Origin of the sequence: Streptomyces sp. NBC_00683, from assembly GCF_036226745.1 — a bacterium.
Lineage (GTDB): Bacteria > Actinomycetota > Actinomycetes > Streptomycetales > Streptomycetaceae > Streptomyces.
In genome coordinates, this window is the sequence record NZ_CP109013.1 from 7,509,351 (window position 1) to 7,532,296 (window position 22,946).

A 22,946-nucleotide genomic window follows, 5' to 3' on the forward strand; every position below is an offset into this window, starting at 1 on the left:
GGCGCCCCGTCAGTGGGTGGCGACGTGGAACAGCGTCTCAGCTGCCCGTCAAACGGCGCGCGGTGGTGTGGCCAGCGCCGGATCCTGGTCGAGGATCGCACGGTACCGGCGCTGGACCTGCAGCCCCGGCTGCAGGCCGAGGTCGTCGCGGAGACGTTGGCGCAGCCGGTGGAACACATCGATCGCGTCGGCCTGCCGGTCGGCCCGGTACAGCGCGAGCATCAGCAGGTCGTGCAGCCCTTCGCGCAGCGGATGCTGGGCGGCCAGGCTCTTCAATTCGGAGGCGACCGCGTGCTCGTCGCCGAGGGCCAGCCGCGCGGCCATGAGATTCTCGTGCACGGCGACGCGGCTGTCGTTGAGCCACAGCATCGCGGACCGGCAGTGCGCGCCCGGCCCGGCGTCCAGCAGGACCGGTCCCCGCCACAGGCGCAGCGCCTGTTCGAGGTGTTCCACGGCGGCCTGCGGGTGGTCGGCGATGCGCTGGGCGCCGCTGGAGGCGAGGCGGTGGAAGCGATCCGCGTCGATCGCGTCGGGGCTCAGGTCCAGCAGATATCCCTGGCTCACCGTCCGCAGGGCGTCCGGGCAGCCGGCCTCCTCGAGCAGCCGGCGCAGCCGGGCGATGTGGGCCTGCAGGGTGTTCTTGCTGGTGCGCGGCGGGCGGTCGTCCCACAGTTCGTCGGCCAGATCCTGGTAGGACACGACGGATCCGACGTTGAGGGCGAGCAGAGCGAGGATGGCGCGCACCTTGGTGCCGCTCACCGGGAGACGTGTTCTCCCGGTCACTGTCAGCGGGCCGAGAATGGCTACTTCCATCGGAACTCTCCGCCTGGCCGATGTTGTCATTGGCACGCCGACGCATGATCGACGCAGCCCATGCTTGTCGGAAGGCGGAGGCGTCGTCAACAGCCGACGCCCCGTATATCCACCGGTGGACCCCCTATTCACGGTCGGGGTCCGTCACGTCGGCGGAGGCCTCGAACGGGCTTCGGGGAGCTCGCGGTCCGCCGCGTCCGGCCTTTCTACAGGGGGATGTTGGTGTGCTTGCGGTGCGGCGGGGCAATGCGCTTGGTGCGCAGCGCCCTGAGCGCGCGCAGCACGGCCGACCGGGTCTCCGACGGCAGGATGACGTCGTCGAGGCTGCCGCGTTCGGCCGCCATGTAGGGGGTGAGTACGGTCTCCTCGTACTCCTCGATCAGCTCGTCGCGCAGCACGACGGGATCGTCGGCGGCACCGAGTTGGCGGTGGCACAGCATGTCGACAGCGCTGGCGGCGCCCATCACACCGATCGACGCGGTGGGCCAGGCGAAGCTCATGTCGGCACCGAGCTCCTTGGATCCCATCACCGCGTACCCGCCGCCGAACGCCTTCCGGACGATGACGGTCACCTTCGGCACCGTCGCCTCGATGTAGGCGAAGCCGAGCTTGGCGCCGCGCCGGACGATCCCCTGATGTTCCTGGGCGGTGCCGGGCAGGAAGCCGGGTACGTCCACCAGCGTCACGATGGGGATGTTGAACGCGTCGCAGAAACGTACGAAGCGCGCGGCCTTCTCGGCGGCAGCGATGTCGAGCGCTCCGGCCAGATGCAGCGGCTGGTTGGCGACGACGCCGACGGTACGCCCCTCGATCCGGCCGAAACCGCAGATGATGTTCGGCGCGAAGCTCGGGTGCACCTCCAGCAGGTCGCCGTCGTCGACCACACGTGCGACCACCTCGGACATGTCGAACGCTTCCCGCTGCGCGTCGGGCAGGATCGAGTCGAGCTTGAGGTCGTCGGGCGTGACGTCCAGGACCGCGGCGGACCGGTATGTCGGCGTCTCGTCCAGGTTGTTGGACGGAAGGAAGGACAACAGGTCCCGTACGTAGTCGAGCGCCTCGGCCTCGCTGTCCGCCACGTAGTGCGCGTTGCCGGTGACCGAGGCGTGCACCTGCGCGCCCCCGAGTTCCTCCAGGCGGACCGGCTCGCCCGTGACCGCCCGGATGACCTCCGGGCCGGTCACGAACATGTGTGACGTCCGGTCGACCATCACGACGAAGTCGGTGCAGGCAGGCACGTAGACGGCGCCGCCCGCGCAAGGGCCCATGATCAGTGAGATCTGCGGGATGACGCCGGAGGCGGTGACCACCTTGTTGGCTATGCGGCCGTACGCGGCCAGCGACAGCACACCCTCGGCGACGCGGGCGCCGCTGGAGTCGTTGATCGCGACGACCGGGCAACCGGTCTGCAGGGCGAGGTCGAGCAGTTTGCCGACCTTCTCGCCGAAGACCTCGCCGACGCTGCCGCCCAGGGCAAGGGCGTCCTGGGCGTAGACGCACACCTTGCGGCCGTCCACGGTGCCGTAGCCGGTGATGACGCCGTCGCCGCTGGGCCGCTCCGTGTCGGCGGCGAAGCCGGTCGAACGGTGCCGCGCGAGCAGGCCGGTCTCCACGAACGAGCCCGGGTCCAGCAGGTGCTCCAGGCGGTCGCGGGCCGTCATCCGGCCGAACCGGGCGAGGCGGCGGACCGTGCGATGGGGGACGTGGCGGGCCGCCTCGCGCCGGGCCCGCAGGTCGGCGACCTTGCCGGCGGTGGTGCCCGGCTCCTTCGAAGGCGCGGGCCCCTCGCTCCCGTTCACCGTTCGCCGACCGGCGGCGCGCCGTTCTCCGGCCGCGTGCGCTTCGAGGTAACCGGGTTCGTCCATAGTCGTCTCCTCGCCACACACGCATGCTGGCGCACCCCGCTGTCCGATCTCTGACCGGCTGTGGAAAATCTGCTGACACAGCGCTGAAAGCGGTCGTGTGTCAGAGGTCCGTCAGCCGAATTTCAGCGCCCACTGCCATTCTTTGGCGCATGACGCGTGCCGCGGTAATCAGTGGGCTGGGCGGCTGGTTGCCCCCTCGGATGGTGACGAACGGCGATCTGCCGGCCGAACTCGGCACCTCCGACCACTGGATCCGCACCCGTACCGGAATCACACGCCGTCACTACGCCGCACCCGGCTCCGCGACGTCCGACCTCGCCGTCGAGGCCGGGGCGCGGGCCCTGGCCTCCTCGGGCGAGCCGCAGGTGGACGCCGTGGTCCTGGCCACGACCACGCCCGACCGGATCTGCCCGGCCACCGCACCCGAGGTCGCGACGCGGCTGGGCCTCACCGGCGCCGCGGCCTTCGACATGAACGCCGCGTGCACCGGATTCCTGTACGGACTCGCCTGTGCGGCCGGTCTGATCGCCACAGGCGTCGCCGACCGGGTGCTGCTCATCGGCGCCGAGACGTACTCCAGCATCCTGGACCCGCGCGACCGCGGAACGGCCCCCATCTTCGGCGACGGAGCCGGGGCGGTGGTGCTCCGGGCCGGCACCCCCGACGAGCCGGGCGCGGTGGGTCACATCGATCTGGGCAGCGACGGCGACGGCGCCGGACTCATCGCGGTCGGCGGCGGCGGTTCCCGGCAGCGGTTGTCCGGCAGGCCGGAGCTGGAGGGCGAGCGATATCTGACGATGTCCGGGCGCGAGGTGTTCAAGCACGCCGTCACGCGGATGGCCGACTCGTGCCGGACCGTGCTGAAGCGCGCCGGCCGGGACGTCGCCGACATCGACCGGATCGTGGCCCACCAGGCCAACATCCGCATCCTGCACCAGCTCGCCGACGAGCTGGGCGTCGACCGGTACCGCGTCGTCGCCAACATCGACCGCGTCGGCAACACCGCGGCCGCCTCCGTCCCGCTGGCGCTGCTCCACGGCGTCGCGGACGGCGCCCTGCGGCCCGGACAGCGGACCCTGCTCACCGCGTTCGGCGCGGGCCTCACCTGGGGCTCGACGCTGCTGACCTGGCCCGATCTCGCGCTCCGCGACTAGCTGAGCACGCTTACCGACTGTGATGAGGAGTCATCCCATGGGGAATTCGTACGACCGGCTCACCGACATACTGGTCAACCAGTTCGAGGTGCGGCCCGAGGGGATCCGCCCTGACGCCACCTTCGAGGAACTCGAACTGGACTCGCTGTTCCTGGTGGAACTCACCCTGGTCGTCAAGCGGGACCTCGACGTGGAGATCGACGAGGACGCCGCGACCCCACGCAGCACGGTCGCCGACGTCGTGAAGCTGATCGAAGCCCAGCTCGACCCCGCGTCATGACCTCCGGTGTCGTCGTCACAGGCCTGGGGCTGGTGACCGCCGCCGGCGTCGGCACCGAACCGGCCTGGCGCGCGGTGTGCGCCGGGAAGTCGACCGCTGCCACCGACCCCGCGCTGGCCGGGCTGCCGGTCGACTTCTCGTGCCGGGTGCCCGAGTTCGACGCCCGGGCGCTGCTGGGACGTCGCGCGACCATGCTGTACGACCGGTTCGTGCAACTGGGTCTCATCGCCGCGGACGAGGCCGTCGCGGACGCCGGGCTGGACCCCGCCACGTGGGACGGCACCCGGGTCGGCGTTGTCGTCGGCTGCGGCGTGGGTGGCGCCGGCACCTGGGAGACGCAGCACGCGACGTTCCGCGACGACGGGCCCGATCGGGTGTCGTCGTTGCTGATGCCGATGATGCTCCCCAACATGGTCGCCGGGCACATGGGCATCCGGTTCCGGGCGACGGGCCCGAACCTCATGACCGCCACGGCGTGCGCGTCCGGGGCGACCGCCATCGGCGTGGCCCGCGACATGCTGCGCCAGGGCGTGTGCGACATCGTTCTGGCGGGCGGCACCGAGGCCGCGGTGGTGCCACTCATCGTCACCGGCTTCAGCCGGATGCGCGCGCTGTCGACCCGCGGGGAATCGCCGGCGACGGCGTCACGCCCGTTCGACACCGACCGCGACGGATTCGTCATCGGGGAGGGGAGCGGGATTCTCGTCCTCGAACGCGCCGACCACGCCGCGGCACGCGGAGCAAGGGTCCGGGCCAGGCTCGTCGGATACGGCGCCTCCGCCGACGCGTACCACGCGACCGCCCCCGACCCGGCCGGCGCCGGTGTGGAGCGGGCCGTCCGCGCCGCCCTCCTCGACGCCGGCGCCGTTCCGTCCGACGTGGACCACGTCAACGCGCACGGCACGTCGACGCCGCTGAACGACCTGGCCGAGGCCAGGGTCCTGGCCCGCTGCCTCCCTCACGGCCCCGCGGTCACCTCGACCAAGGGCGTCCTCGGGCACACGCTCGGCGCCGCCGGGGCGATCGAGGCGGCCCTGACGGTGCTGACACTCGAGAACGGGCTGATCCCGCCGACGGCGAACCTCGAGAGCCAGGACCCTGAGATCGATGTCGATGTGGTGGCCAAGGAGGCCCGGCGCCACCCGATCGGCCTGGCGCTCACGAACTCCTTCGGCTTCGGCGGGCAGAACGCCGTCCTCGCCTTCGCGGCGCACTGATCGGGGGCTGCGCGGAGGTACGAGTACAGGCCACGGCCCTCAATAGGGGTGCGGTACGGGTTTGCCGTGCCGCCCCTCGCCGCCCGGTGCCCGCGCAATAGGGGTCGGCGGGATCGGGGAACGGTCTGCCGCAAGTCTCTGACCGGGCACCTTCAGTACTTCAACAGCGAGATCTCGTGTCCTGAGCTGCTGGTTGTCGTTCTTCGGGTATGGACGAAACGCCTGAAGACGATTGCTGGAAGCCCGAGTTGGAGTCGGATTTCGCTCGGACTGCGCGCCGGTTCGGGCAGGTGGATCTGCGGTGGCGCATGCGTGACCACGTGCGGGAACCGCTGGCACCTGTCGGGTGGAAGAGTGGCTGGCAGCGGGCTGGATGGGGCCGGAGACCGTGACCCGGCGAGCCTGCACCACGTGCACCGGCAGTCCTTGCCCATGAGCCGAAGACCGCCCGCACGTAAGGCAGTTACCGGTCCGATCGATCACGTACGAGGGCTCGTGCGGACCCCGGGGTCGAAGATCAGGACGCGGCCCGTTCCAGATGTGCAGTCCCGGTACGGTGGCTGCTTGTTCCCCTATTCTTGTGCCATGACTGCCGAGCTTCCAGAGCCCTTGCCGCGCCCTGCTCCCGCAGGAGAGCTTCGGGCCTCTCATGACGACCGGGAAACGGTGGTGGAGCAGCTGCGCGATGCTGCAGCCGAGGGCCGAATCGATCTCGAAGAGCTGGGCTCGCGCCTGGAGGTGGCGCTGAAGGCCAAGACTCATGGCGAGTTGGCCGTACTGACAGCTGATTTGCCGCAGCTGAACCCCGACGGGCAGTCACCGCTGGTGCTCAGGGGCGGCATGCACGGTGTGTCGCGAGGTTCCGGACGCTGGGAGGTGCCCGGGCACGTGATTGCTCGCGGAGGCTGGGGCGGCGTGAAGGTCGACTTCACCAGGGTCCAGTGCCGCCTCACCGAGGTCGCGGTGGAGGCGTACGGCGAGATGGCCGGTGTCACGATCGTCATTCCTGACGCTTGGGGCGCAGACACCAGCGGCATGGATCCTGGCATCGGCGGTTTGACGGACAAGACCACCCCCGACAGGCTCCGGGGAACTCCGCTGATCCGGCTGACCGGAGCCGGCGGCGTGGCCGGAGTGGTCATCCGCCACCCCAACCGATGGGAACGACGTAAGTTGCGCAGGAATCCGCCGAGCTTCTAGAAGCTGATGAAGATCTCGGGGCGGGGCTTTCGTGCGTCCGGGGCGGGACTCGGCAGAGGGTAATGCGGGGTAATGCGTTCGACTTCGGTCGGCCCTGCGTCCGAGAATCGGCGCATGACTCTCCTTGTGCACACCTACGTCTACGACGCCGACGGCAAACGCGACTTCCTGGAGGACCCCGAGTACGCCGACACCATGGCCGGATTCGAGAGCACCCGCAGCCGCCTGTGGGGTTCTGAAGCGATCCGGGATCTGGGGGCGCGGTTCTTCCCCCAGTTGGACGGGAGTGACCTCTACGTGGAGCCGGAAGAGGTCGACGACTTCCTCGCCGAGTGCGAAGTGATACGCCCACACTTTGATCGTCTTGGTGAACTGAGCGGCTACGGCGCGGATTACATCACCGCGCGGTTCGACAACATCGTTGCCGCCGCGGTGCGAGCCAAAGCCGAGGGCGGCGGGGTCATTGTCTGGTGACGGGCGGGCCGGTACGAAGTTGTCGTCCGACCGGTCCCGACACGCCAGGCGCTGTGATGACATCTCGAACAGATGCTGCAAGGTCCGAAGCGAACGAGTTTTTGGCGGAGTGCGATAAAGAAAGACCTCGATAAAAGACGGCAACCTCTGCGGGGGTGAATGCATCCTTGTTCTTCGGTGCGCTGAATGCTTGGTCGGGGCGGGCGGTTGGTGCCCTTTGCCACTGTTACGAGGGGACTGATCACCTGCGTTTGCGCAGCCGAATTGTTCAGGGAAAGCGTGCTGCGACGAAGCCACCGCGGTGACCGACCCCGGTCCGTGGATCTGCAGGGAGTGGCGCCGTATAGCCTGGGGAAATGCTGACCGAAGTCACCGCGACCCGCTACGTCACGCCCCTGCGTGAGGGTGGCTCGCTCCCCGGGATCGTCGAAGCCGACGACCTCGGCACGTACGTCATGAAGTTCACCGGCGCAGGGCAGGGACGCAAGACCCTCGTTGCGGAGATCATCTGCGGGGAGCTCGGCCGGCGGCTGGGACTGCGGGTCCCCGAACTGGTGACCATCCAGCTCGATCCCGTCATCGGGCTCGCGGAGCCGGACCAGGAGGTGCAGGAGCTCCTCAAGGCGAGCGGCGGGCTGAACCTGGGCATGGACTATCTGCCCGGCTCGCTCGGTTTCGATCCGCTCGCCTACGAGGTGGACCCGGCGGAAGCTGGCCGGGTCGTCTGGTTCGACGCGCTGATCAACAACGTGGACCGGTCGTGGCGGAACCCCAACCTGCTGGTCTGGCACGGCGATCTCTGGCTCATCGACCACGGGGCCACGATGATCTGGCACCACAACTGGCCGGGAGCGCAGGCGTCGGCAGCCAAGCCGTACAACGCATCCGACCACGTCCTCGCCCGGTTCGGACCGGACATCGCGGCCGCGGCCGCCGAGCTGGCCCCGCTCGTTACCGAGGAACTGCTGACCGAAGTGGTCGCCGACGTGCCCGAGGAGTGGCTGGCGGGCGAACCCGGTTTCGACTCGACGGACCAGCTGCGCCGGGCGTACGTGGCGCCGCTGCTGGCACGCGCCGGAAGTGTCCACGAGCGGATCACGATGGAGGCGCCCACGAAGACACGGGCCTCCCAGGCCCCCGGCTGGCTCACCGAGCGCCTCGCGCCGCGGCCGCACCCCACCGGTGAGGTCCGCGCGGAGCAGGCGGACGCCGGACAGAGCAGCAAGGACGGCGGCCGATGAGCGAGCGCACTGTTTTCGAGTACGCGCTGCTGCGCGTCGTTCCGCGGGTCGAGCGAGGCGAGTGCTTCAACGCGGGCGTGCTGGTGTACTGCCGGGCGAAGTCCTTCGTCGCGGCCCGCACGCTCCTGGACGAGCGCAAGCTGATGGCCCTGGATCCGCACGCCGACGTGGTGGGCGTCCGGGCCGCCCTGCGCGCGGTCGAGGGGGTCTGCTGCGGTGGTGACGCCGCGGGTCAGGCTGCCGGTGACGACGCGGGGCGGCGCTTTCGCTGGCTGATCGCCCCGCGCTCCACGGTGGTGCAGCCGGGCGCCGTCCACAGCGGTCTCACCGCGGACCCGGAGGCCGAGGTCGAGCGGCTGCTCGACCTGCTGGTGCGCTGAGCCTGCGGCCGGTGGCGCCGCCTGCGACAGGTCCGGCAGCGGCGCCTTCCGGTGTGACATGCGCCCCTGCCCCCGTGGGCCGTTGACACCGGGTGCCAGGGCTTCTAGCGTCTCGTCTGCTGAAGGTACTAAGCGGTTGCTCAGTTATCGGGAACTTCCTGACGTCCGCTGAGCCGCGATCCAAGGGCGAGGAGAACCAAGCATGTCCACCACCGAGCAGCGCGTCGCCATCGTGACGGGAGCGGCGCGGGGCATTGGCGCCGCCACCGCCGTACGACTGGCGGCCGAGGGCCGCGCCGTCGCCGTACTCGACCTCGACGAGGCGGCCTGCAAGGACACGGTCGAGAAGATCACCGCCGCGGGGGGCACCGCCCTCGCCGTCGGCTGCGATGTGTCGGACAGCGCCCAGGTGGAAGCCGCCGTCGCGCGCGTCGCCGCCGAGCTCGGCGCCCCGACGATCCTCGTCAACAACGCGGGCGTGCTCCGCGACAACCTGCTCTTCAAGATGAGCGAGGCCGACTGGGACCTCGTCATGAACGTCCACCTCAAGGGTGCGTTCCTGATGGCGAAGGCCGTCCAGTCGCACATGGTGGGGGCCAAGTTCGGCCGCATCGTCTCGCTGTCCTCCTCCTCGGCCCTCGGCAACCGGGGTCAGGCCAACTACTCTGCCGTGAAGGCCGGTCTGCAGGGCTTCACGAAGACCCTCGCCAAGGAGCTCGGCAAGTTCGGCGTCACCGCCAACGCCGTCGCCCCCGGCTTCATCGTCACGGAGATGACCGCCCAGACGGCGGCCCGCGTCGGCATGGGCTTCGAGGAGTTCCAGGCCGCGGCAGCCACCCAGATCCCCGTGCAGCGCGTGGGGTGGCCCGAGGACATCGCCAACGCCATCGCCTTCTTCACGGGCGACGACGCGGGCTTCGTCTCCGGTCAGGTCATGTACGTCGCCGGCGGACCGCTCAACTGACCCCGGAAGGGCAACGGACATCATGACTGTGCAGGACAGTGGCAAGGTCGCACTCATCACGGGTGCGAGCCGGGGCATCGGCTACGGCGTCGCCGAGGCGCTCGTCGCCCGGGGCGACCGTGTCGTCATCACGGGCCGTGGCGAGGACGCCCTCAAGGAGGCCGTCGAGAAGCTCGGGGCCGACCGGGCGATCGGTATCGCGGGCAAGGCGCACGACGAGGCACACCAGGCGGCAGCGGTCGAGCGCGCCATGGAGGTGTTCGGCCGGGTCGACTACCTGATCAACAACGCGGGTACGAATCCGGTCTTCGGCCCGATGGCCGAGCTCGACCTCAACGTCGCGCGCAAGGTGTACGAGACCAATGTGATCTCGGCGCTCGGCTTCGCCCAGCAGACCTGGAAGGCCTGGCAGAAGGACAACGGCGGGGCGATCGTGAACATCGCCTCCGTCGCCGGTGTCTCCGCGTCGCCCTTCATCGGCGCCTACGGGATGAGCAAGGCCGCCATGGTCAATCTGACCCTCCAGCTGGCGCACGAGTTCGCACCGGTCGTCCGGGTCAACGCGATCGCGCCGGCCGTGGTCAAGACCAAGTTCGCCGAGGCGCTCTACGAGGGCCGGGAGGCGGAGGCGGCAGCCGCCTACCCGCTCGGCAGGCTCGGAGTCCCGGAGGACATCGGAGGCGCCGCGGCCTTCCTCACCTCCGCGCAGTCCGACTGGATCACGGGGCAGACTCTCGTGGTCGACGGAGGTATTTTCCTGAATGCCGGCGTGGCCTGAGTACGGCCTGAGCCGGTTTGGCCCTGAATGAGTCAAGCGCCCCGCCGGGCCAGCGGATTGACCTGGCGGGGCGCTGCGGTATGGTCTGCCGACCCATGGCTGATCGAGGAGCGTTCACGTGTTCTACCGGGCCAGTCTGCAGGCTGCTGCAGCCCTTGCATCTCTTTCTCTGCTGGCCGGCTGCGGTTTGCTGTCCGACAGCAGTTCGGAAACCGACCAGCAGATAGCAGTCGGGACGACGAGTTCGCCCTCGACACTCGATCCTGCAGCGGCCTGGGACGGCTCCTGGGAGCTGATGAGGAACGTCTTCCAGACCCTGGTGAGCTTCCCCACCGGCACGATGAGCCCCGAGCCCGACGCGGCGGAGGACTGCCAGTTCACCGATTCCACGAGCATGGCCTACCGGTGCAAGCTCCGTCAGGGCCTGAAGTTCTCCAACGGCGAGGCGATCAACGCCGAGGCCGTCAAGTACTCCATCGACCGGATCGTGAAGATCAAGGTCAAGGGCGGCCCGGCCGGTCTGCTCGGCTCCCTCGACCGTGTGGAGACCAAGGGCGACGACACGGTCATCTTCCACCTCAGCAAGGCGGACGCGACCTTCCCGTTCATCCTGGCGACTCCGGCGATGTCGCTCGTCGCACCCAGTGAGTACCCCGCGGACAAGATCCGTGACGACGGCAAGGTCACCGGCTCAGGGCCGTACGTCCTGGAGTCGTACGAGCCCGGGAACAAGGCCGAGCTGACCAAGAACCCCGACTACAAGGGCTTCGCCAACCGCAAGAACACCGCCGTCACCATCCGCTACTTCAAGGACTCCGCCCCCATGGTGGACGCCCTGAAGAAGAAGGAGATCGACGCCACCTACCGCGGTCTGACCGCCGAGGAGGTCGTCGGCCTCGAGGACAACAAGAAGGACAACGCCGGTCTGCAGATCGTCGAGACCGTCGGCGCCGACATCCGCTTCCTGGTCTTCAACCCCAAGGACCCGGCCGCAGGCAAGCCCGCGGTCCGGCGGGCCATCGCGCAGCTGGTGAACCGCGACGCCTTGGTCGCCAAGGTCTACCAGGGCACCGCGGAGCCGCTGTACTCCATGGTCCCCAAGGGCATCGCCGGCCACACGACGAGCTTCTTCGACGCCTTCGGCGACGCGAACAAGACCAAGGCCAAGGAGATCCTCACCGAGGCGGGGATCACCGAGCCGGTCGAGATGACGTTCTGGTTCACCACGGACCGCTACGGCTCCTCCACCGCCCCCGAGTTCGCCGAGATCAAGCGCCAGCTCGAGGACTCGGGCCTGTTCAAGATCACTCTGAAGAGCGCGCCGTGGAAGACCTTCCAGGAGGGCTTCACCAAGGGCGAGTACCCGGTCTTCGGCCGTGGATGGTTCCCCGACTTCCCGGACCCGGACAACTTCATCGCCCCGTTCGTCGGCAAGGACAGCGTCACCGGGACGCCCTACCTGACCGCGGAGATCGACCAGCAGCTGGCCTCGTCCCGCCAGGAGAGCGACCGCGGAGCCGTTTCCGCGCAGTTCAAGAAGGCTCAGGAGATCCTCGTCGAGGATGTCCGGCTGCTGCCGCTGTGGCAGGGCAAGCTGTACGTGGCGGCCGGCGAGGACATCGGCGGCGGCGAGCGCGCCCTGGACCCGCAGACGGTCATGCAGATGTGGGAGCTGTACCGCAAGGCCAGCTGGTAGGGCTCGGGGCGGCCGTTGTCAGTGGCCCCCGGTAGGTTCTGTGGTCAAGAACCGATTGTGTACCGGAGGTTGTGGACGTGACCGACACCGACCTGCTGCCCGAATCCTGGCGCGGCGTCCTCGACGAAGAGCTGCAGAAGCCGTACTTCAAGGAGCTCACGGAATTCGTCGAGGAGGAGCGGGCCAGGGGGCCGGTGTATCCGCCGCGCGAAGAGGTCTTCGCCGCCCTTGACGCCACCCCGTACGACCGGGTCAAGGTGCTCATCCTCGGCCAGGACCCGTACCACGGCGAGGGGCAGGGGCACGGGCTCTGCTTCTCGGTACGGCCCGGCGTCAGGACGCCCCCTTCGCTGCGCAACATCTACAAGGAGATGAACGACGAGCTCGGCCTGCCGGTCCCGGACAACGGATACCTGATGCCGTGGGCCGAGCAGGGAGTCCTCCTGCTCAACGCGGTGCTGACGGTGCGCGGCGGCGAGGCCAATTCGCACAAGGCCAAGGGCTGGGAGAAGGTGACGGACGCGGTGATCCGTGCCGTCGCCGAGCGGCCCGACCCTGCGGTGTTCGTCCTCTGGGGCAACTACGCGCAGAAGAAGATCCCGCTGATCGACCAGGACCGCCACGTGGTGGTGAAGGGGGCGCACCCCTCGCCGCTCTCCGCGAAGAAGTGGTTCGGCTCCCGCCCCTTCACCCAGATCAACGAGGCGGTCGCCGCCCAGGGCCACGAGGCCATCGACTGGCGTATCCCGGACCTGGGGTGAGGGCGACCCGGCCGGCAGTTCCGGTCCGCGCCTGAGCGGCTTTCCCGGCGGCTGCGGCTAGCGTTCGACCGACCGGAACGGGCTGGACGGGCTTACCAGGGAGACCGCGGTGGCGGAGCAGCAGGAGGCGTCGAAGGACGCCGTCATGACCAGGATCGGCCAGGCGATCATGCTGCTGCACGGAGGGGACAGGGAAGAGGCCCGCAACCGCTTCGGGGCCATCTGGTCGGAGATCGGCGAGGAGGGCGATGCCCTCCACCGCTGCACCCTCGCGCACTACATGGCCGACACCCAGGACGATCCCGGCGATGAGCTCGCATGGGACCTCCGGGCGCTGACGGCCGCGGAAGGGCTGAGCGGCGGGCCGGTCGCGGAGCACCGGGACGCGACCGCGGTCCGGGCCTTCTTTCCCTCCCTGCACCTCAATCTCGCGGCGGACTACCTCAAGCTGCAGCGCCCCGAGTCCGCCCGGATCCATCTGGACCGGGCGTGGGACGCCGCCGGTGTGCTCGGGGACGACGGATACGGCGGGGGCGTCCGGGCCGCCATCGGACGCCTGGAGCAGCGGATGCGGGGCAGCGCCGCGGGGGAGTGAGGCGGGCCCGCCCATGACCGGGCGGCCCGCCCCGTACGGGACTTCGCGGCTCAGCGGCCGTATGTCTCGTCGCAGATGAGGGACTGCGGGCTGCCCGCCGGCCAGCGCCCGTACCCACGCCCGAGTCTGCAGACATCGCTCCCGGTGACGACGGAGCCCGGCACGGCAGGGAGCGCCGCGGGCGGAACGGCGGACACCCGGCGAGGTGTCCGGACTCCCGGGGTGCCGGCCGGTTCGTACTGCCGTGGGGCCCGTGGCGCCGTTCTCCGGGCCGGGGAGGGTGCTCCTGGGGACACGGCCCGCACGGACGTCACGGGACCCGGCAGGGCCTCGAGGGAGTCCCGGACGGGCGGCTGCACGATCTGGGGTGCCACGTCCTGGACGGGTCTGCCGGCCCCGGAGCGTGGCGCGACGGTTCTCTTCGAGGGTTCCACCGACACGCAGCCGGAGACAGCTGTGACAGCAATCCCCACCAGCAGCGTTGCTGTGATTCTGATTCGATGCACCCGGGTAACTCTGCTCGGTCGTCCCGCCCGGTGACAGCCGGTGAGCAAGGATTGGCCCGCACGAGTGACCCGGTCAGCGACGTGCCCCGGAAGCGGCGGCGGAGAGTCAGGGGCGTCAGGCGGGGCGTGGGGTGAGGGTCCGAGCCGTCACTCCCCGGTCGCGCCGTCGATCCGTTCCCGTACGAGGTCCGCGTGACCGTTGTGCCGGGCGTACTCCTCGATCATGTGCGTGTAGATCCAGCGGAGGCTGAAGGGCTTGCCCCCGCGGCTCAGGCCGACCGAGAGGCCGTCGAGTTCGAACTTCGCCGAATTCAGCCGTGCCACCTCGATCTCCGCCAGCCAGGTCGCGTGCGCCTCCTCCCAGGTGTCCGCCTCGGTGAGGTGGAACTCCCCGTCCGGGTCCTCGTCGCTGCCGTAGATCGGCGGTACGTCCTCACCGACCAGCACCTCGCGGAACCAGCCGCGCTCGACCTCCGCCAGATGCCGCACCAGTCCGAGCAGCGTGAACTCCGAAGGAGGCACGGACGCCTCCCGCAACTGGGCGTCGGTGAGGCCCGCGCACTTCATGGCGAGCGTCTCGCGGTGGTAGTCCAGCCACCCCTCGAGCATCTGGCGCTCGGCGGCGTCGAAGGCGGGTTCGGTACGTTCGTCTGTCGTCATGCCGGCCATCCTTGCTCAACGATCATGAGCACGGCCAGCGATTACAGGTTGTCGGCGGCCTGGACGCCCAGCATCCCGCGCAGCAGCTCGGCGCAGCCGGTACGCAGTTCGTCCTCGGTCGGAACGGAGCGGTGGTACGAGCCCGCGGCGCAGGCGAACATCATCCCTTCCGCCCAGGCCACGAGCGACAGCGCGTGGCGCTCCGGTTCGGCGGATCCTGCCGCTGTCATCAGGGCGACGAGGGGTTCGCGGAACTGCCGGCCCGCGGCATCGTAGAACGCCCGCAGTTCGGGGCGCCTGGTGGCCTCCAGAGCGAGTTCGTAGCGGCAGACCAAGAGTTCCGGATGGCCGGTCAGATAGCGGTGCAGTGCGCGTGCCAGTCCGGTGGCGGCGGAGGCGGGGGCCCCGTCCGCCGGAAGCTCTCCGGGGGCGAGCACCTGTGCCTCGCGTTCCGCGAGCCGGCGCACGGCGGCTTCCAGCAGCGCCTGGCGGGTGCGTGCGTGGTTCGACGTCGACCCCTGGGGGAGTCCGGCCCGCTCGTCCACCGCGCGATGGGTGAGGCCCCGCATCCCGCGCTCCGCGAGCAGCGTGAGCGCGGTGTCGGCGATCAGGCCTGCGCGGGAGGGGCCGGGTGTCCCGGTGGTGCGTGTGGGCATGGGGCCAATCTACCGCCGTCACTACGGCTGTAGTACGGTGGATCTCGCAACTACAGGTGTAGTTCCGAGGAGGGCTCAGTCATGAGGACACCCCACGCGGTGATCATCGGCAGCGGAATCGGCGGACTCACCGCCGCCACGGCGCTGCACCGGTGCGGCTGGCATGTCACCGTCCTGGAGCGCGCGCCCTCGGTGGAGCCGGTCGGCGCCGGCATCAGTCTCTCTCCCAACGCCCAGCGCGCACTGGACGTCATCGGCCTAGGCGACACGATCAGGTCCCTCGCGGCCTGGCAGGGCGACGGCGGGATGCGCACCCCGGCCGGACGCTGGCTCGCCCGTACGAACAGCGCGGCAGCGGCGGAGAGGTTCGGAGGCCCCCTGGTCCTGCTGCACCGTTCCGTCCTGATCGACCTGCTCCGCGCCGGGATTCCCGACACCGCACTCCACACCGGCACACCGGCACAACTCGTCGGCGCCGGCAGCGCGGGCGGCCGGCGGGCCGTCGTGAGGACACCCTCCGGGGACATCGAGGCCGACCTCGTCGTCGGGGCCGACGGCATCGGCTCGTCCGTACGTTCCGCACTCTTCCCGCAGCACCCGGGTCCCACCTACAGCGGTTTCACCACCTGGCGTGTCATCGCCCCTTCGCCCGGCAGCCCGATCGGCTCGCAGGAGACCTGGGGTCGAGGCGCCCTGTGGGGCAGCCATCCGCTGAAGGACGGCCGGATCTACGCCTACGCCGCGGCCACCGCCCCGGCCGGGACGGTCGCATCCGACGACGAGAAGGCGGAACTGCTGCGCAGGTTCGGCGACTGGCACGACCCGGTTCCCGAAATCATCGGCGCCGTCACACCCGATGAGATCCTGCGTCACGACGTGTACCACCTGACCGACCCGCTGCCCTCCTTCCACAAGGGGCGCACGGTACTCGTGGGTGACGCCGCGCACGCCATGGCACCCACGCTCGGCCAGGGCGGCAACCAGGCCATCGAGGACGCCATCGTGCTCGCCCACCACCTCACGCCGGACGGCGGCCCGGGGGAGGGGGCGGCCGCCTACAGCGCGGCCAGGCTGCCCCGTACGACGGCGATCGTCCGCAAGTCCGCACAGGTCTCCCGGCTGATGCAGCTGTCCAGCGGGCCGGCCGCCGCACTCCGGAACGGGCTGATGTCCACCGTCTCCCGCCTCGGCCCGGGGCTCGTCCTGCGGACCTTCGACGGGATCGCCGACTGGCAGCCGCCGCAGCGCACGTATGCTGCCGGAACCAGGGACGGGCATATGACGCGGCCGTGACACGGGCGTGCAAGGACGACAGGGAGACACTGGTGAAGGTCGGCTGCATCGGACTCGGCGACATCGCGCAGAAGGCGTATCTGCCGGTTCTGACGGCACTTCCCGGAGTCGAGCTGCATCTGCAGACCCGCACACCGGCCACCCTGGCGGCCGTCGCGGAGACCCATCGGATCCCCTCGCGGCAGCTCCACGCAGACCTCGACTCGCTCCTGGCCCAGGGACTGGACGCCGCCTTCGTGCACGCGCCGACCCCCGTGCACCCGGAGATCACCGGCCGGCTCCTCGAAGCGGGTGTGCCCACCTACGTCGACAAGCCGCTCGCCCATGAACTCGCCGACTCCGAGCGGCTGGTGGCCCTGGCCGAGGAGCGCGGCGTGAGCCTTGCCGTCGGGTTCAACCGCCGTCTCGCCCCGTCCTACGCGCAGTGCATCGAGCACCCGCGCGAGCTGATTCTGCTGCAGAAGAACCGGGTCGGGCTGCCCGAGGACCCGCGCAGCATGGTGCTCGACGACTTCATCCACGTCGTCGACACGCTGCGCTTCCTGGTGCCCGGCCCGGTCACCAGCACCGTCGTGCGGGCACGGATCATCGACGGTCTCATGCACCATGTGGTCCTTCAGCTGTCGGGAGACGGTTTCACCGCCATCGGCATGATGAACCGGCTCAACGGATCGACCGAGGAGATCCTCGAGGTCTCCGGCCAGGACTCCAAGCGGCAGGTCCTCAACCTCGCCGACGTCGTCGACCACAAGGGCCAGCCCACCGTCCGGCGGCGCGGTGACTGGGTACCCGTCGCACGCCAGCGCGGCATCGAGCAGAGCGTGCTGTCCTTCCTGGACGGGATCAGGGCCGGAAAGGTGCTCAGCGCCCAGGACGCCCTGGAGACTCACCGTCTGTGCGAGCGCGTGGTCCGTGACGCGTTGGAGCAGGCGTCCTGAGGGACCGCACACCCGCCACGGCGAAGAAGGCGGCCAGCACCGCCAACGCCGCGTACACCGGCCACGCACCGAGGCGCACATAGAGCGTCGTGCCCCGGGCGAGCGGTACGTCGAACACGGCAGCCTCACTCGCGTCCGTGCCGATCCACGTGCCCACCCGTTCGCCCTCGGGGCCGTACACCGCGCTGACGCCCGTCAGGGTGGCGTGCACCATCGGGCGCCCGCTCTCGGCCGCGCGCAGCGCCCCGAGCGACGCGTGCTGCTCCGGCGCCCAGCTGTGCTGGAACGTCGAGGTGGACGACTGGGCGATCAGCACTTGTGCGCCGTCCTTGGCGAGCCGTCTGCTCATGTCGGGAAACGCCGACTCGAAGCACACCAGCGGCCCGAGCCGCAGCCCGTCCTCACCCGGCAGGCGCATCACCACCGGACGGCTGCCGCGCAGCCGGTCCTCACCCGCGGCCTTGCCCACGGAGGTCGCCCAGCCCAGCACCGCACGGGCCGGGACGTACTCACCGAACGGCACCAGACGCATCTTGTCGTAGCGGTCCCCGGTCGGCCCGTCCGGACCCACCAGTACCGCCGACTTGAAGATCCCGGCGCGGTCCGGGCCGTCCTTCCGCCTGGCATCCATGTTCACCAGCACGTCGGCCCCGACCAGCCGCGAGAGCGCCGCGATCCGGGCCGCCGTCGCAGGGCTGCGCGAAAGATCGACACCCACACTGCTCTCGCCCCACACCACCAGGTCGACATCCCGCCCGGCGAGACCGCGGGTCAACTCCTCGCTGCGCGCGAACCGGCGCTCGACGCTGCCGGGGCCGTCGACGACACCCGGCTGCACGACGGCGATCCGGGCCGTTCCGGAGCTCTCCGGCCGAGGCGCCCACACCCACAGCGCGCCGACGAACAGCGTGCACGCCACCAGCGAGGCGGCCGCGGCAGTGCGGGCCCCAGGTACGGCGACCAGCAGAGCGACCGCCGTGTTCACCGCCAGGACGAGCAGACTGACCAGCCACACACCACCCACCGACGCGGTCCGCAGCGCGGGCGCGAACTCCCACTGGCTGGCCCCCAGCAGCCCCCAGGGGCCGCCGAGTCCCTCCCAGGAGCGGACGAGCTCGATCATCAGCCAGCCGGAAGGCACCACGGCGACAGCCGCGACCGCGCGGAGCACGGACGGTGATCCGCCGATCAGCCTGGCCACCAGCAGGCCCCAAGGGGCCCACAACAGGCCGAGCAGCGCCGCGAGAACCACGATGAACACGTGCAGGCTCGGAACGAGCCAGTGGTGCACGGCGAGCATGAAGCCCATGCCGCCGAGCCATCCGTCGAGGGCCGCCCGCCGCCCGGTGTCCGCCGACCGGATCAGGAGCAGCCAGGGCACCAGTGCGACATAGGCGAACCACCAGAGCGACGGTTCGGGAAACGCCAGGGCGGGCAGTGCGCCCGCGAGCAGGGCAGCGGCGGCGCGCCACCCGGGTGAGCGCAGCAGGCGTACGCCGGGCCGGACCCCGTTGGCCGGGCCGTCCGAAACCCGGTCTGCCGGAACCCGCCCGCCCCGCAACGGCATACCGTGTCCTCCTTGCCGGTCCGCCCACGTGATCCCAGTGTGGGGCAGAAGATCGGCAGCGCACAGTGGGCGTGCCGTCCGACACGGCCCCGCGGGCCCCGGGAGCAGGCGGTGACCCCGGCGCCGGGCGGGGGCCCGTGCGGTGACCCCGGCGCCATGCGGGGGTCCGGGCGGTGACCCCCGGCCCCGGGCGCGGGGCTCAGCCGGTGGCGGCCCCGGGCGCGCACCGCCACATCTCACGGGCCTCGACGGCACGGATCCGCCAGCCCGGCTCCGTACGCAGCAGGTCGAAGGCATACCTGCCGCCGGAGACGAAGGCCGGCGCCGTCCCGTGCCCGCCGGCTTCGGCTTCCGGGCCCATCGGATTCAGATAGTCCGCCCGCACCCGTGCCTGGTCACCGGGGTAGCCGCCAAGATCCTGGAGATCGAGCCGCCGGTTGACGATCAGGTGCTGGCGGACGGGGGAGGCGCGCAGGGTCCGGGCGAGCCACTGTGCGATCTCCGGTGCCGTGCCCTCGATCCCTCCCGCACCGCGGTAGTCGGCGCGGCCGTCCTCGGTGAACAACGCGATGTAGTCGTCCCAGGTGCCGTCGTCCACCGCGACCGCGTAGTCAGTGATCACTGCATCGATGGAGAGCCGGTCCATCACCGTCGCGAGAGCCACGCGCTGTGTCATCGCGCAAGTCTCCGCCCACGGGAGCGGCAGGCCAAGGGTCCGGCACCGGCCGTGGCCGGACTGTGCCCCGGCGGGAGACGATTCCGGAGCTCCTCGTGCGGGGCACGTGCGCACGTGTACCGGGCGGCTGACGGACGCGGCTCCTTGACGCCGCTCACGTCACAGCGCGCCGAACCACATGTCCGCGAGCGAGTCCAGCGTGCCGTCGGCAGGAGCGGACAGTTCCCGCAGATACCAGGGAAGGTTGCTGTACACGTGCAGCAGCGTGTACGCGAGGAGTTCGGACCGGTTCGAAGGTCCGGCCGTACGCCTTCGACAGCCTCCCCATCAACTGCGGGTCCCCACGCGTCACGAAGAGTCCGACAGCCACGAAGTCGTAGGCAGGGTCGCCGATCATGGCGGGCTCGAAATCGAACAGCCCGGTGAGCCGTGGGCCCCCCGCATCCACGAGCAGGTGCTCGCGCATGAACTCCGTGTGCAGGAGGGCGGAGCGAGGGGCGGATGGCGGCCGCACCCGGTCGAGGAAGCCGGGGATCTGCTCCGACCAGGCTTCCGCCAGCCCCCGCTTCTGCTGCCGCACGACCGCGCCCGCACGCTGCCGGGCCACGAACGCACTCCAGTCCCCGGGACCGAGCACATCCGCGAGCGGCTCGGTGCCGAGTGTGTGCAGGGCGGCGAGCGTCTCACCGGCCTCGCTCACGATCCGCTCGTGGTCCGCCCGCGGCATGCGGTCCCAGGCGACGGCGAGGCCTTCACCGCGCAGCCGGGACATCAGGACGTACTGCCAGCCGTTCTCGTACGCTCCGAAGCCGTGCACCTCGGGCGTGGCGACGGGCAGCCGCCGCTGGACATGGGTCAGAACCCGTCCTTCGGCGATGCCGTCCTCGGCAGCCGCGCCCGGGAACAGCTTGAGCACGTGCTCGTCCCCGACCGCGTACACCGGCTGGGAGCCTTCCGGGAAGCGGGTGAGCGGGGCTCCCGCGAGCCCGAGCCGCGCACAGAGGTCCTCCGCGCCGGGACGCATCACGGCCTCGTCCGGGACGACCGCGTCCCACTCCTCGTCCGTATTCACCTCAGGCAGCATGCGCTGCACCGTATGGAGGGGGAGAACAGATGGCAACGCGGTTTCCCGGCGGCCGGTCGGCACGGCGCAGTGCCCCGGGGTGCGGCCGGCCGTAGCGTGGACGGAAAGTCTCCGAGCGGACGGACAGGTACCCGCGATGGCCGGTGAGGTCTCCTTCTTCGAACTGGGCGCGGGCGACCCCGAGCAGGCGCGGACGTTCTACGGCGGGCTGTTCGGCTGGACCTTCGACCGCGGCCCGGCCGACGGAGGCGGGTTCGCGATCGGCACACCCAATGTCCCCGGCGGGCTGCACGGCGGGGACGCGGGCGCGAGCCCGTACCTGTTCTTCGCCGTCGACGACATGGCGTCCGCAGTGGCACGCGTCCGCGAACTCGGCGGCCGGGTCGACGACATCGACCTGGGAAGCGACGAGGGGTCGGTCGCCAGGTTCGGCCGCTTCCAGCTCTGCCACGACGACCAGGGCTCCCCCTTCGGACTGCACCAGCCGCCGGAGCGAAGCTCCTGACGCCCGCGCCGACAGTCAGGCCGCCTCGACACCGCCCTGCACCGAGGCCCCCCACTCGACCAGCAGTCGTTCGTACTCCCGGCGGGACTCCGGGGACACCAGGCCGCCGTCGACGAGCGCGCGGATCTCCGCGTTCAGCTCGGCGAGTGAGCGGACAGGCGTCGGCTCGGAGGGCATGGTGGGCATGCGCAGATTGTACGGGTGACCGGGGTGTCACGGCGGCGACGGGTCACTGGTCGCCGCTGACCTGGGCGTTGTGGTGTTGCCGGCTCCTGCCGTGGCCCGCGGGGCGGCGTCGGCCACTGCCCCGCACCGAAATCGACGTGCGATGCGGCTCGGGGGAGTGTCACAGTCCCTGTCGTGACCTTGATGGACGTACTTGTCGACTTCTCCCGCACCGGCCGGATCGGGCCCCTGAGCTGCGGAATGTCCCTGGACGAGGCGGAAGACCTTCTCGGCCCCGGGCGCCCGCACCCCGCCCACATCATGCTGGGACCCGATACCGACGGCTACCCGTACTCCTGGCACGGGCTGCAGCTGGTCATCACCCAGCGGGCCGTGAGCGGGCTGTGGCTCAACATCCGGCCCGGCTCGACCGCCAAGCTTCCTCCGCCGGTCCTGCCCGATTCCGAGTCCTACGGGACCACCGTCCTCCGCGAGGACCTGATCGCCGCCCTCGACGACGCCGACTGCCGGCATGAGGTCAACAGCACTCTCACCTTCGGCCGGCAGTCAAGCCTCATCACCCGTCCCGCCGAGGTCTGCGCGGTCTTCAGCCTGCCGGGACGGGACAACCAGGTGCCGCACCGTGATCGGCACTACCTCGACGTGATGCACAAGCACACCGATTGACGCAGCGGCGCCCTCGACGCACAACCGCGCACGGCCGGACGTGGCGCGTCAGGTGGGGACCCAGACATGACCGAAATCCATCAACATGCGGAAATTGGGGGATGCATCGGCAGACGGCACGGATGATGAACCGGATGAGAGCCACAGTCGGGACCGTCCTCATCGCCCTCGCCGCCACCCTCGCTCTGAGCGGTTGCGCCGACGGCGACGGCAGCAACAGCAAGAACGGCGGAAGCAGCACGGGCATCGACGGGGTCCAAGGCGGGAGCAAGGCCGCTGCGGTCGCCTACAAGATCACCGAACGGGAAGAGGCGGGCGCCGTCAGGAACGTCCTCGTCCAGGTCGACAGCGACGACCAGCTCCGTGCCGTCTTCGATGCCGTGAAGGCCGAACTCACCGAAGAGGCCGTCTACGTCGTCGGCATCGAATGCACGACCGGCGGGGACGAGTACGACCGGCGCCTCGCCAACGGGCGCTACGTCGTAGGGGCAGTTGGAGCAGCAGAGGCGGGACTCCCGGCAGGCACCACCGAGTACCAGGCCGCAGGCGGCACGTGCCCGGCCTGACGCCTCACCGCACGGCGAAGCCCCGGGCCTGAAGGCCCGGGGCTTCTGTACGTTCATGGCGGTCTCCGGTCGCTCGCACGAAATTGACGAGCAGTCCCACGCCCAGCAGTGGAAGATGTCCGTCGGTTGGCACATACGGGAGCGCCCCGGCGAAGAGCAGATCCAAGCCCGCATGCTCGCCCGGCGCAGCGCCCGGAACAAGAAGACCTGACCGCCCCGAGGAGT

25 protein-coding genes and 1 pseudogene are annotated in these 22,946 nt (G+C 70.2%); 18 read left to right on the plus strand and 8 right to left on the minus strand.

Features of this window, described 5'->3' with window-relative positions; all coding sequences use genetic code 11:
* Positions 1-48 precede the first annotated feature (48 nt).
* Both OG257_RS32650 and OG257_RS32655 read right to left on the minus strand, forming a co-directional pair.
* Positions 49-759: an AfsR/SARP family transcriptional regulator gene (locus OG257_RS32650; RefSeq protein ID WP_329213255.1), complete on the minus strand. Its 711-nt coding sequence runs from the start codon at positions 757-759 to the stop codon at positions 49-51.
* Between the two features lie 260 nt (positions 760-1,019).
* The gene (locus OG257_RS32655) at positions 1,020-2,678 is read right to left on the minus strand and encodes an acyl-CoA carboxylase subunit beta (protein WP_329213257.1); all 1,659 of its coding nucleotides are present in this window, start codon (positions 2,676-2,678) and stop codon (positions 1,020-1,022) included.
* 149 nt (positions 2,679-2,827) lie between these two features.
* On the opposite strand from OG257_RS32655, the gene OG257_RS32660 reads away from it, so the two are divergent.
* The 12 genes from OG257_RS32660 to OG257_RS32715 all read left to right on the plus strand — a co-directional run bounded on the left by OG257_RS32660 (position 2,828) and on the right by OG257_RS32715 (position 13,418).
* Complete coding sequence (locus OG257_RS32660; RefSeq protein ID WP_329213260.1) at positions 2,828-3,832, plus strand: beta-ketoacyl-ACP synthase III; 1,005 nt, start codon at positions 2,828-2,830, stop codon at positions 3,830-3,832.
* Positions 3,833-3,869: 37 nt separating this feature from the next.
* Positions 3,870-4,112, plus strand: coding sequence for an acyl carrier protein (locus tag OG257_RS32665; RefSeq protein ID WP_329213262.1), 243 nt, complete (start codon positions 3,870-3,872; stop codon positions 4,110-4,112).
* Entirely contained in the window at positions 4,109-5,329 is a 1,221-nt protein-coding gene (locus OG257_RS32670) for a beta-ketoacyl-[acyl-carrier-protein] synthase family protein (protein ID WP_329213264.1), read from the plus strand. The genes OG257_RS32665 and OG257_RS32670 overlap by 4 nt, the downstream gene beginning before the upstream one ends.
* Positions 5,330-5,914: 585 nt before the next feature.
* On the plus strand, positions 5,915-6,529 hold the full coding sequence (locus OG257_RS32675; RefSeq protein ID WP_329213266.1) for a DUF1707 SHOCT-like domain-containing protein: 615 nt from the start codon (positions 5,915-5,917) through the stop codon (positions 6,527-6,529).
* Between the two features lie 114 nt (positions 6,530-6,643).
* The gene (locus tag OG257_RS32680) at positions 6,644-7,003 is read left to right on the plus strand and encodes a hypothetical protein (protein ID WP_329213268.1); all 360 of its coding nucleotides are present in this window, start codon (positions 6,644-6,646) and stop codon (positions 7,001-7,003) included.
* 356 nt (positions 7,004-7,359) lie between these two features.
* Positions 7,360-8,244 (plus strand): HipA family kinase, encoded by an 885-nt coding sequence (locus OG257_RS32685; RefSeq protein ID WP_329213270.1) that lies wholly within the window; start codon positions 7,360-7,362, stop codon positions 8,242-8,244.
* Positions 8,241-8,624 (plus strand): DUF3037 domain-containing protein, encoded by a 384-nt coding sequence (locus OG257_RS32690; protein ID WP_329213272.1) that lies wholly within the window; start codon positions 8,241-8,243, stop codon positions 8,622-8,624. The genes OG257_RS32685 and OG257_RS32690 overlap by 4 nt, the downstream gene beginning before the upstream one ends.
* Positions 8,625-8,826: 202 nt before the next feature.
* Positions 8,827-9,588 carry a 3-oxoacyl-ACP reductase FabG gene (fabG, locus tag OG257_RS32695; protein ID WP_329213274.1) on the plus strand — a complete coding sequence of 254 codons (762 nt, stop codon included), beginning with the start codon at positions 8,827-8,829 and terminating at the stop codon, positions 9,586-9,588.
* A gap of 22 nt (positions 9,589-9,610) precedes the next feature.
* The gene (locus OG257_RS32700) at positions 9,611-10,366 is read left to right on the plus strand and encodes an SDR family oxidoreductase (RefSeq protein WP_329213276.1); all 756 of its coding nucleotides are present in this window, start codon (positions 9,611-9,613) and stop codon (positions 10,364-10,366) included.
* Between the two features lie 118 nt (positions 10,367-10,484).
* Positions 10,485-12,062: an ABC transporter substrate-binding protein gene (locus OG257_RS32705; RefSeq protein ID WP_329213278.1), complete on the plus strand. Its 1,578-nt coding sequence runs from the start codon at positions 10,485-10,487 to the stop codon at positions 12,060-12,062.
* Positions 12,063-12,139: 77 nt separating this feature from the next.
* Positions 12,140-12,823 carry a uracil-DNA glycosylase gene (locus OG257_RS32710; protein ID WP_329213280.1) on the plus strand — a complete coding sequence of 228 codons (684 nt, stop codon included), beginning with the start codon at positions 12,140-12,142 and terminating at the stop codon, positions 12,821-12,823.
* Positions 12,824-12,932: 109 nt separating this feature from the next.
* The gene (locus OG257_RS32715; protein ID WP_329213282.1) at positions 12,933-13,418 is read left to right on the plus strand and encodes a hypothetical protein; all 486 of its coding nucleotides are present in this window, start codon (positions 12,933-12,935) and stop codon (positions 13,416-13,418) included.
* 653 nt (positions 13,419-14,071) lie between these two features.
* Here OG257_RS32715 and OG257_RS32720 read toward each other — a convergent pair.
* Both OG257_RS32720 and OG257_RS32725 read right to left on the minus strand, forming a co-directional pair.
* Complete coding sequence (locus OG257_RS32720; RefSeq protein WP_329213284.1) at positions 14,072-14,584, minus strand: DinB family protein; 513 nt, start codon at positions 14,582-14,584, stop codon at positions 14,072-14,074.
* A gap of 41 nt (positions 14,585-14,625) precedes the next feature.
* Positions 14,626-15,240, minus strand: a complete 615-nt coding sequence (locus tag OG257_RS32725) for a TetR/AcrR family transcriptional regulator (RefSeq protein WP_329213286.1) — start codon at positions 15,238-15,240, stop codon at positions 14,626-14,628.
* Positions 15,241-15,321: 81 nt separating this feature from the next.
* Between OG257_RS32725 and OG257_RS32730 the strand changes: the two genes are divergently transcribed.
* Together OG257_RS32730 and OG257_RS32735 are read left to right on the plus strand one after the other, a co-directional pair.
* Positions 15,322-16,533, plus strand: a complete 1,212-nt coding sequence (locus OG257_RS32730) for an FAD-dependent monooxygenase (RefSeq protein ID WP_329213288.1) — start codon at positions 15,322-15,324, stop codon at positions 16,531-16,533.
* 32 nt (positions 16,534-16,565) lie between these two features.
* Entirely contained in the window at positions 16,566-17,471 is a 906-nt protein-coding gene (locus OG257_RS32735) for a Gfo/Idh/MocA family protein (RefSeq protein ID WP_329215468.1), read from the plus strand.
* Here the strand turns inward: OG257_RS32735 and lnt are convergent.
* The 3 genes and pseudogenes from lnt to OG257_RS32750 all read right to left on the minus strand — a co-directional run bounded on the left by lnt (position 17,395) and on the right by OG257_RS32750 (position 20,798).
* Positions 17,395-19,038 (minus strand): apolipoprotein N-acyltransferase, encoded by a 1,644-nt coding sequence (gene lnt, locus OG257_RS32740; protein WP_329213290.1) that lies wholly within the window; start codon positions 19,036-19,038, stop codon positions 17,395-17,397. The genes OG257_RS32735 and lnt overlap by 77 nt on opposite strands.
* 199 nt (positions 19,039-19,237) lie before the next feature.
* Positions 19,238-19,714 (minus strand): nuclear transport factor 2 family protein, encoded by a 477-nt coding sequence (locus OG257_RS32745; RefSeq protein ID WP_329213292.1) that lies wholly within the window; start codon positions 19,712-19,714, stop codon positions 19,238-19,240.
* Positions 19,715-19,873: 159 nt separating this feature from the next.
* Positions 19,874-20,798: pseudogene (locus tag OG257_RS32750) on the minus strand (phosphotransferase).
* Between the two features lie 136 nt (positions 20,799-20,934).
* Here OG257_RS32750 and OG257_RS32755 point away from each other — a divergent pair.
* Positions 20,935-21,303 carry a VOC family protein gene (locus OG257_RS32755; protein WP_329213294.1) on the plus strand — a complete coding sequence of 123 codons (369 nt, stop codon included), beginning with the start codon at positions 20,935-20,937 and terminating at the stop codon, positions 21,301-21,303.
* 15 nt (positions 21,304-21,318) lie between these two features.
* Here OG257_RS32755 and OG257_RS32760 read toward each other — a convergent pair whose 3' ends face one another.
* A complete protein-coding gene (locus tag OG257_RS32760) occupies positions 21,319-21,489 on the minus strand; it encodes a hypothetical protein (RefSeq protein WP_329213296.1) in 171 nt (56 codons plus the stop codon).
* Positions 21,490-21,663: 174 nt separating this feature from the next.
* Here OG257_RS32760 and OG257_RS32765 point away from each other — a divergent pair, with 174 nt between their 5' ends.
* The 3 genes from OG257_RS32765 to OG257_RS32775 all read left to right on the plus strand — a co-directional run bounded on the left by OG257_RS32765 (position 21,664) and on the right by OG257_RS32775 (position 22,932).
* Positions 21,664-22,155, plus strand: a complete 492-nt coding sequence (locus OG257_RS32765) for a hypothetical protein (RefSeq protein WP_329213298.1) — start codon at positions 21,664-21,666, stop codon at positions 22,153-22,155.
* 134 nt (positions 22,156-22,289) lie between these two features.
* The gene (locus OG257_RS32770; RefSeq protein ID WP_329213300.1) at positions 22,290-22,721 is read left to right on the plus strand and encodes a hypothetical protein; all 432 of its coding nucleotides are present in this window, start codon (positions 22,290-22,292) and stop codon (positions 22,719-22,721) included.
* 55 nt (positions 22,722-22,776) lie between these two features.
* Entirely contained in the window at positions 22,777-22,932 is a 156-nt protein-coding gene (locus OG257_RS32775; RefSeq protein WP_329213302.1) for a hypothetical protein, read from the plus strand.
* Positions 22,933-22,946 lie beyond the last annotated feature (14 nt).